This window comes from Streptomyces sp. NPDC054961 (assembly GCF_053609145.1).
The window spans coordinates 687-9419 of sequence record NZ_JBSGWY010000004.1 but is presented as its reverse complement, the minus strand read 5'-3'; the positions used below and the strand labels follow the sequence as shown (position 1 = coordinate 9419).

The window sequence follows — 8733 nt, the reverse complement described above, 5'->3', positions numbered from 1 at the left end:
GGGTATCTACCCCGGCGCCCCCGGGGCGCACCCCCCCGGGGAGCCACTAACGCGCCCCCGGGGGGGCCGGGCCACCGGTGCGCCGGATGCCTTCCGGGCCGCGGCCCGGAAGGCATCCGGCGGTGGATCGCACCCCGGGCGGGGCAGAGCGGAGCGCCGGAGCGGTCGGTGGCCCCGTACGGACCGGGCCGCGGGGGCTGCCAGCATGCCGGTGCGGACAACGGCCACCGGGCGAAGCCGTTGCGCAGGCACGAGAGGGAGGACCGTGACGGCTCAGGCGGTGGACGAGGTGGCCGGGATTCCGCTGCCCGCGCGGCAGCATCCGGAGAGCGAGAGCGAGAGCGAGCGCACGACCGCTGCCGGGAACGCGGTCGAGGTCCGGCCGGATGCGGACGAGGAGGCGGATGACGGTTCTGGTGCGCCTGCGCCTGCGCCTGCGCCTGCGTCTGCGCCTGCGGCCGTGTACGCGCCCGCGCCCGCCCCTGTGGCCACGGGCGGGAACGCGAGTGCCGGCCCGGGGCGTACCGACGCCGAGCTCCTGCTGGCGGCTTCGGTGCTCCTCGCGGACGCGGCCCTCACCGCGAAGCAGGCGGCCGCGGAGCTGACGGCCGCGCTCTCCAGCTGGCGCACGGCGGGGGAGGCGCTGCGCCGGCCCGCCTGGGCGCTCGGCGCGGTGACCTCCTGCCTCGGGGCGCTGACCAGTCCTTCGGGCCTCGGCTTCGGAGCGAACGGCGGGCTGTTCGGCGAACTGGCCCGGGTCGCGGGAAACGTGACGTACCGGCGGCCCGCCAGCGTGTCCATGGCGGTCGACGCCTTCGCCCTGCGCATCAGGGCGATCGCGGCCGAACACCCCAATCTGGACTCGCCGTTCGCCAGGCGCCTGACGGACGCCGTGGTCGCCGGGAACCGGCTGGAGGCGCTGCGCGCGCTGTACGCGCTGATCGAGCGCTTCGGGGTCACGCGCGCCCTGACCACGGTCAGCCCGGTGATCATGGAGCTCCTGGCCCTGCTGGGCCTCCTCGACGAGAACCCGGGCAACGACGGCTTCTCCTGGGTGACGCTCGCGGGGGGCGTGCCGGCCACGGATCCGTTCCTCGGGCTGCCGAGCACCCTGGTGAAGTACCTCAACCCCGGCCCGGGGAGGGCCGAGAGGACGGAGGCGGACTCCATCCTGAAGAAGGTGCTGGCGACTTCGGCCAACGACATCGTCAGCTACGTCAACGACATCGGCGCCCTCGGCAACCACGGGCTGGTGCTGTTGCGCCGGGTCGCGTGCGCCGACGGCGCCGTACGGTACGTCCTGCTGCTGCCCGGGACGAGCTTCGGGCTCCTGAGCAACAGCACCCCGCAGGACCTGGTGGGCGCCTTCGACGGGCTGCTGCGTGCCGATACGACGTACAGCCGCGCGGCGCGGAAGGTGCTGGTGCGGGCCGGGGTGCCGGCCGGGTCCGAGCTCATGTTCGTCGGGCACAGCCTGGGCGGGCTGACCGCGATGAACCTCGCTGCGGACGTGGAGGTGTCCGCCCGCTACCGGGTCACTCACGTGGTCACGCTGGGCTCGCCGATCGACGGCAAGCGGCCCGCCGACCACACCACCCGGGTGATCAGCCTGGTCAACAACCACGACGTGATCCCGATGCTGGACGGGCGCGGGCCCGCCTCGCCGAACGACATTCCCGACAGCTGGACCGAGCTCGCCTGGCTGGACGATTCGTACGACTACCCCTTGTCGCACGCCCCGCAGGCGTACTCGGACACGCTGCGCGCGGGCATGCGGCACTACCGGGACCGGGTCAACGCGCTGATCGGCGCCTACGACGGTGAGATCGTCGGCAACCAGCCCTACATGCTGCGCGACAGGTGACGACCGCGCGCGCCCGGCGTCCGGCCACGCGTGCGACGCCGACCGCACCTACCCCCTACCCCGCCTCCTCCGACCGACCCTGAGGGAGATCCTCCGATGCGTTCTGCCGACAGCGAGACAACGGCGGTGCGGCCTCCCGTGGCGGCCTGGGCCCTGGAGAACGCCGTGTTCAGCGCGGCCATGGCCGCGCAGCGGCTCCCGTGGACGGACGCGCCGGCCCGCGCGCTGGGCCTCACCGCGCTGACGCGGGAGGGGGTGACGCGCTCCCTGCTGGCTCACCTGAGGCGCAGCCGCTCCGGACGGCCGGTACGGCTGAGCACGCCCTTCGGGAGCTTCCTCGTCCCCCTCGTCCCCGCGGACGCCGAGGCCCTCCTCCTGCGGGCTGACGAGGAGGGGGCGCTCGAGCCTGCCGTCGGACTCACCGCGGGGGGCCGCCGGTACGGGCTGTCGCCGCACGTGGCACTGCGCCGGAGCGTCACCGGACCCGGCGGGGAGCTCCCCGCGCTCGTGGCCCTCGCCGTGGACGAGGTGATGGGTTCCCGGCGCGGGGACGACACCCTGGAGTGGCGGGACTGGCACGGCGCGATGACGCGGCTGAGCCGGCGCGTGGTGGTGGGCGCCGCGGCCGTCGAGGACACGCTGCTGAGCGAGGTGACCGACCGGGCGACGGCGGCCGCCCCCACGCCGGACCGCCGGGCCTACGAGGCCTGGGCCGCGGCACTCCGGCGGCGGCTGGCCCCGTACGTGGAGGACCCGGACCCCGCGTCGCTGCTCGGCCGACTGGTCGAGGCCGATGCCGGAAGGAGCGTCGGCGGGAGCACCGGCGGGAGCGCCGACCGGGGCACCGGCGCGGCCGGTGGTCCGGCCGCAGGTCCGGGCACCGTGACCGAGGTCGTCGCGCACGCGCTCGCGCTGGTCTCCGAGGCCGCCGCCACGACCGCCCTCCAGGCCCTGGCCCTGCAGACCGTCGAGCCGGCGGCCGCGCCGGAAGAGGCCGTAGCCCGGGCACTGCGCCGCTACCCTCCCGTGGCCGCCGCCGTGTACCGGGTCCGGACGCCGTTCGTCTGGGAGGGCCTCGCGATCGGCGCGGGCACGGAGGTCCTGTGCGCGCCGGGCTGGCTGTCGCCGCCGCAGGGTGCCGCGCTCCCGGGCGTCTGGCCGTCGGCGCTGTGCGCGGCGCCCGCCGATTGCGGGGCCACCCGCTTCGCGGCGCTGGTCGCCGCGGAGACCGTGCGCGCCGTCACCGCGGCCGCGCGCCCGTTCGTGGTCTCCCCGGGCCTCACCGCGGGCCGGCTGCCCGCGGAGCTCGGTCCGCGGTCCCTGGTCGTGGCCTTCGCGGACGGGCCGACGACGGCGCCCGCGGCGAGGAGGTCCCCGGTGCGGACCACGGTTCCCGCCCCTGCCCCGGCGCCCGCCCGAGGCGGCGCACCCGCGTCCTACGGAGTCCTCGCGCGGTCGAGCGCCCATCGGCTGGAGGCGCACGCCGGCCTCCTCACCGCCTGCGCCGAGGAGGCCGGCTGGAACGCGGACGAGGAGGGCGAGCGCTTCCGCATGGCCCTGCTGGGCCACGCGGACCGCTGCGCGAAGGCCGCCGACGGCGTGCGGCGGGCAGCGGACGGGCTGGCGGACTGAGCGGGTCGACGCGGCAGCCTCCGGAAGCTACCGGAACGACGTCTCACGCCTGCGCCGTTCCCGGTCCACCAGGGTCTGTACCGCGTCCTGGGCCTGGGTGCACAGCAGCCGGGCCGCGGCCGAGCGGGCGCGGAAGGATTCGGGGCGGGGCGGCGCGGGGATCGGCTCGCCCACGGTGACGAGCCACTTCGAGGGCAGCGGGAGGAGCGTGGTCAGCGGGAAGTAGGGGAGGTCGAACAGCCGGGCGAGGGAGGGGACGTCACCCATCCTCGGGTACGCCTCCTCGGCGCCGATGACGGACACCGGTACGACGGGCGCGCCGGCCTGGACGGCGGTCACCGCGAAGCCGGGGCTGAACGGGCGCAGCTGGTAGCGCTTGCGAAAGGGCTTTTCCAGTCCCGCGATCCCTTCGGGAAACACCCCTACGAGTTCCCCGGCGGTCAGGTGTTCCAGTCCGAGCGTCGGATCGAGGGGAATGGCGCCGTTCTTCCGCGCGTACGAACCGATGACCGGGAACCGGAACGTCAGGGGCGCCGCGGGGATGTGCGCGGTCCGCTTCAGATTGCGGGTGAGCACCTTGAGGAGGATGAAGGCGTCGAGGCCCCAGGCGCCGGAGTGGTTGGCCACGATGACGGCGGGCCCCTCCGCGGGAACGTTCTCCCAACCCGAGCTGTCCACCCGGAAGTAGTCGTCCACCAGCCAGTCGAGCAGCCGGTCCCAGGCGGTCTCTCCCACCCCGCCGAGCAGCTCCTTCGCGTACCGGAGCTCGGCGCCGCCCACCTCGATCACATCGGCGATGCTTTCCGCCACAGTCGGTCTCCATTTTTGCATTTCGTGTCACCGAAAGGATGGCAACAGGCAAGTTTTTGACGAGGCATCCGGACATGATATTTCTCTGGCACGGGAATTGACCGCCCGGGAATATCTCTTGATGTCCCTTTCTCCGCCGACCGCCGCTGTCACCTTGCTGCACAGGCCGGAATACCGCAAATGAGAGCTGACGTGACGACCGCTTCCGCACCCGCCCCCGTATCCACGCCCGCCGCCGCACCTGTGCCCGTGATCGATCTGATCAGCGGATTCCTCGTCGGCACGTTCGAAGTCCCGGTCGGTGAGGTGACGTCCGACGCCCGGATGTCGGACCTGCTCACCGACTCGCTCATGGTGGTCGAGATGGCCATCGTGGTGCAGGAGGCGCTGGGGGTGAAGGTGGACGAGGAGGAGCTCCGCGACACCACGCTCGCCGCGTTCGCCGAAGCCGTCGAGGCGCGACGGACCGACCGTTGATCCGACGCCCCGAGGTCGTCGTGACCGGGCTCGGCCTGGTCACGCCGGCCGGATGCGACCGCGACAGTACGTGGTCGGCCGTTCTCGCGGGCCGCACGACCGCCGCGACCGATCCCGCCCTGGAGGGCCTGGCCGTCTCCCTCAGCTGCCGCGTACCGGAGCTGGACCACCCGGTCCTGCGCTTTCGCGGCGCGGCCCACCTGGACCGGGTCGACCGCTTCGGCCTCGTCGCCGCGGCGCAGGCGCTCGAGCACGCCGGACTGGATCCCGGCGCGTGGGACGGCGGCCGGGTCGCCGTCGTCGCCGCCGGAGCCGTGGGCGGCGCCCTGACCCAGGACAAGGCCCGGGCCCGGATGGCGGAGCTGGGCGCCGAGTTCGTCTCTCCGTACTTCCTCACCGGCCATCTGGTGAACATGACCTGCGCCAACATCGCCCTGCGCTTCGGAGCGACCGGTCCCTCCCTGTTCACCTCCACCGCCTGCGCCTCCGGCACCACCGCGATCGGCCTGGCCCGCGATCTGCTGACGACCGGTCAGTGCGACATCGCGCTCGTCTGCGGGGCCGAAGCGGCCGTCACCCGCCTGCTGGTGACCGGCTTCACCCAGCTGGGAGCCCTCTCGAACACCGGGTCGCGGCCCTTCGACGCCGCCCGCGACGGTTTCGTCATCGCCGAGGGCGCGGGCGCCGTGGTCCTGGAGCGCGCCGAGCACGCCGCGGCCCGCTCCGCCCGCCCCCTCGCCCGCCTCATCGGCTACGCCGCCGCGACCGACGCCCACCACCTGGTGTCGCCGCATCCCGGAGGCCGCGGGGCCGAACAGGCCACCCGGGCCGCCCTCGCGGACGCCGGCATCGCCGCGCACGACGTGGACCACGTGAACGCGCACGGGACCTCCACCCGCCAGAACGACAGCGTCGAAGCCGGAGTCCTGCGGCGGGTGTTCCCCCACCGGCCGCCCGTCACCTCGGCCAAGGGCGCGCTCGGCCACACGCTGGGCGCCGCCGGGGTCATCGAGGCGGCGCTGACCGTCCTCGCCCTGGCCGAGGACGCGGTGCCGCCCACGGCGGGGCTGGACACCGTCGACGCGGACACCGGCATCGATGTCGTCGCGGGTGGGCCCCGGGACCACAAGTCGGCGGTCGCGATCAGCAATTCCTTCGGGTTCGGCGGGCACAACGCCGTGGCCGTCCTCGCGCGCGCCTGAGAGCGGCGGCCGGGACACGGCCGCCGGGCCCCGTCGGCCGGGGCAGCGTCGGGCCGGGGACGGAAGCGGCGGGGACGGGGGAAGGGCGTCCACCCGAGGACGGGGGGCGCCCTTCTTCCTGCCTTCCCGCAGCTCTACCGGGCGCCCGCCGCCGCGTGCTCCGGCCGGGAAGGGGCCTCGAGTCCGGCCTCCGTCGCCTTCGCCGACGCCGGAGCTCGGTCCGGGGGATCGAGCTGGGTCTCCATGTCGTCGAGGGCGCTGCGCACCGCCGCGATCCGCAGCCGCAGTTCGTCGGCCGCGTCCGGCAGCACGTCCCCGGACGCCCTGCGCGCCGCCAGCTCGCTCTCCGCCTCCATCTCGCGGGCCTCCTCCAGGGCGTTGAGGACCACCCCGATCAGGACGTTGACCAGGACGAAGGACCCGAAGAGCACGAAGGAGGCGTAGTAGAGGATGCTGAACGGGGAGACGGCCAGGCCCGCGTGGACGGCGTCCCCCAGGCCGTCGAGCGTCATCAGGAGGAACAGGGTGAGCCCGGCCCGGCCGATCGAGCCGTAATGAGCGGGGTCGTGGCCGGCGAAGCAGATCCATCCGATCATCGCGTACACGTAGATGATCAAGGCGCCGACGAAGAGGAAGCTGACGGTGCCGGGCACGCTGCGGCCCACGGCGACCAGGAGGATCCGCAGCTGGGGCATGAACCGCGCGGTGCGCAGCACGCGCGCCAGTCGCAGCAGTCTCAGCAGGGTGGTGTTCTCCCGTAGGAACGGGACGAAGGCCGAGGAGACGACCAGCAGGTCGAAGACGTTCCAGGGATCCTGGAAGAAAGCTTTCGGCCGGTCGGCGTGCGCGCCCAGGCGGACCAGCATCTCCACGGTGAAGGCGATCACGCAGAAGCGCTCGGTCCTGGCGAGGATGCCGGCGTACTCGGCGGACAGGCCGCTGTACGTCTCGATGCCCAGCAGCGCGGCGTTGAAGAGGATCACCGTGAAGACGGCGAGCGAGAAGGCGGGCGCCTCACACACGGCACGGCAGTGCGCGGCGAACCTTTCGCGCCCGGAGGCCACCGTGGTCGGGTCTGTCATCGTGCTCCCTCGTGCGGGCCGTCGGCCGCCCCCGGTCCGCACGCGCCGGCCTGCGACGCGACAGAGGGACGGGGCCGCCGAGGCGCTGATCATGTTCCGGGTCGTGTAACGCCTGAAGGGCGCAGACGAGACGCCCTGGAACGACACATCGCCCGATCGGGGAACGCCCGCCCCCGCCCCGGGGCCGGTGGGGCGTCCCCGGATCGTCCCCACCCGCCGCCGCACGCGCGTACGCAGCCGTCGCCCGGCGCGAGAATGGGTGCCATGACGCGTCATGACGGTGGGACCGCACAGGCCTGGGCCGCGCTGGGCGGGACCGGGGAACTGGTGGGCCGGGTCGCCTACCGGGGTACGAGCGGGCTGGCGAACGGGCCGCTGCCCGTACGGGAACTGGCACGGGCCAGCGTGGGAGCGTGCGCGCTGGCCGCGGCGGAGCTGGCCGCGGTACGGGCCGGGCGCGGGGCGGACGACGTGGCTCCGCTGGTGGTCGACGAGGGGGCCGTGGCCACGGCGTTCGTCAGCGAGCGGCACCTGCGGGTGGACGGACGGGTGCCGGTGGTCTTCGCCCCGCTGTCCGGCTTCTGGCGGGCGGCCGACGGATGGGTGCGGACGCACGCGAACTACCCGCACCACGAGGCCGCGCTAATACGGGTCCTGGCGGCCGGGACGCCGGAGGGCGTGGCCGAGGCGGTCTCCCGGCGGTCGGCGGTGGACGTACAGGAAGCGGTGTACGCGCGGGGCGGGCTGGCGGTGGCCGTGGCGGAGCCGTACGGAGACCCGCAACCGCTGGTGGAGACGAGGGAGTCGGGCGGACGCGGACGGCCCCTCGGCCCTGGTGCGGGTGTCGGCACGGGTGCCGGCGCGCGGCCGATGGCCGGGGTGCGGGTGCTGGACCTGACCCGGGTCATCGCCGGGCCCGTGGCCACGCGGACGCTCGGGCTGTTGGGCGCGGACGTGCTGCGCGTGGACTCCCCGGGCCTCGAGGAGTCCGGGGACTCGTACGCGGACACCGGGTTCGGCAAGCGGTCGGCGCTGCTCGACCTGCGGGACGCGGCGGACCGGGCGGTCTTCGAGGGGCTCCTCGACGAGGCGGACGTCGTGGTGACGGGGTACCGGCCGGGGGCGCTGGAGCGGTACGGGCTGGGAGCGGACGACCTGCTCGCGAAGCGCCCGGGGCTGGTGGTGGCGCAGCTGTGCGCGTGGGGGTGGCGGGGCCCGTGGTCGGACCGCAGGGGGTTCGACTCGCTCGTGCAGGCGGGCTACGGGATCTCCGCGGCCTACGGCGACGGGCGGGGCCCCGGGGTGCTGCCGGCGCAGGCCCTGGACCACGCGACGGGGTACCTGATGGCGGCCGGTGTCCTGCGGGCCCTCGCGCAGGGCGGCGGGAAGGCGCTGCGGTTCTCCCTCGCCGGGACGGCGTCGTGGCTGGTCCGTGACGTGCCGCGGGTCGACGGGGCGGTCGGGGCCGACGGGGCCGGTTCCGCGTACGCGCCGGAGCCGTGGCTGCGCGAGACCGGATCGGGGTACGGGACGCTGCGGTACGCGGCGTGGCCGCGGGGGGGGGGGGGGTGGGGGCCCGGGCCCACCCCGGGGGGGAGCGACCGCCCCCGATGGCTCTGATACCCGGCCCCCCCGCCCCCCGCCCGCCCCGGCGCACGTGCCGCCA

General features: G+C 74.7%; 7 protein-coding genes. 5 read left to right on the top strand and 2 right to left on the bottom strand.

Translation table 11 applies throughout. The features are described 5' to 3' along the window. The first annotated feature begins 460 nt into the window (after positions 1 to 460). Together ACWF9Z_RS05875 and ACWF9Z_RS05870 are read left to right on the top strand one after the other, a co-directional pair. On the top strand, positions 461 to 1864 hold the full coding sequence (locus tag ACWF9Z_RS05875; protein WP_453597872.1) for a lipase family protein: 1404 nt from the start codon (positions 461 to 463) through the stop codon (positions 1862 to 1864). A 96-nt stretch (positions 1865 to 1960) separates the two neighbouring features. Further along, complete coding sequence (locus ACWF9Z_RS05870) at positions 1961 to 3496, top strand: hypothetical protein (RefSeq protein WP_453597870.1); 1536 nt, start codon at positions 1961 to 1963, stop codon at positions 3494 to 3496. A gap of 27 nt (positions 3497 to 3523) precedes the next feature. Here ACWF9Z_RS05870 and ACWF9Z_RS05865 read toward each other — a convergent pair whose 3' ends face one another. Further along, complete coding sequence (locus ACWF9Z_RS05865) at positions 3524 to 4306, bottom strand: lysophospholipid acyltransferase family protein (RefSeq protein WP_453597868.1); 783 nt, start codon at positions 4304 to 4306, stop codon at positions 3524 to 3526. Positions 4307 to 4498: 192 nt separating this feature from the next. On the opposite strand from ACWF9Z_RS05865, the gene ACWF9Z_RS05860 reads away from it, so the two are divergent. Continuing rightward, positions 4499 to 4783, top strand: a complete 285-nt coding sequence (locus ACWF9Z_RS05860; RefSeq protein ID WP_453597866.1) for an acyl carrier protein — start codon at positions 4499 to 4501, stop codon at positions 4781 to 4783. Beyond that, positions 4783 to 5985 (top strand): beta-ketoacyl-[acyl-carrier-protein] synthase family protein, encoded by a 1203-nt coding sequence (locus ACWF9Z_RS05855; protein ID WP_453598301.1) that lies wholly within the window; start codon positions 4783 to 4785, stop codon positions 5983 to 5985. Before ACWF9Z_RS05860 ends, ACWF9Z_RS05855 begins: the two co-directional genes overlap by 1 nt. Before the next feature lie 134 nt (positions 5986 to 6119). Here ACWF9Z_RS05855 and ACWF9Z_RS05850 read toward each other — a convergent pair whose 3' ends face one another. Further along, the gene (locus ACWF9Z_RS05850) at positions 6120 to 7067 is read right to left on the bottom strand and encodes an ion transporter (RefSeq protein WP_453597864.1); all 948 of its coding nucleotides are present in this window, start codon (positions 7065 to 7067) and stop codon (positions 6120 to 6122) included. A 264-nt stretch (positions 7068 to 7331) separates the two neighbouring features. Here ACWF9Z_RS05850 and ACWF9Z_RS05845 point away from each other — a divergent pair, with 264 nt between their 5' ends. Beyond that, entirely contained in the window at positions 7332 to 8687 is a 1356-nt protein-coding gene (locus tag ACWF9Z_RS05845; RefSeq protein ID WP_453597862.1) for a CoA transferase, read from the top strand. The last annotated feature ends 46 nt before the right edge of the window (positions 8688 to 8733 follow it).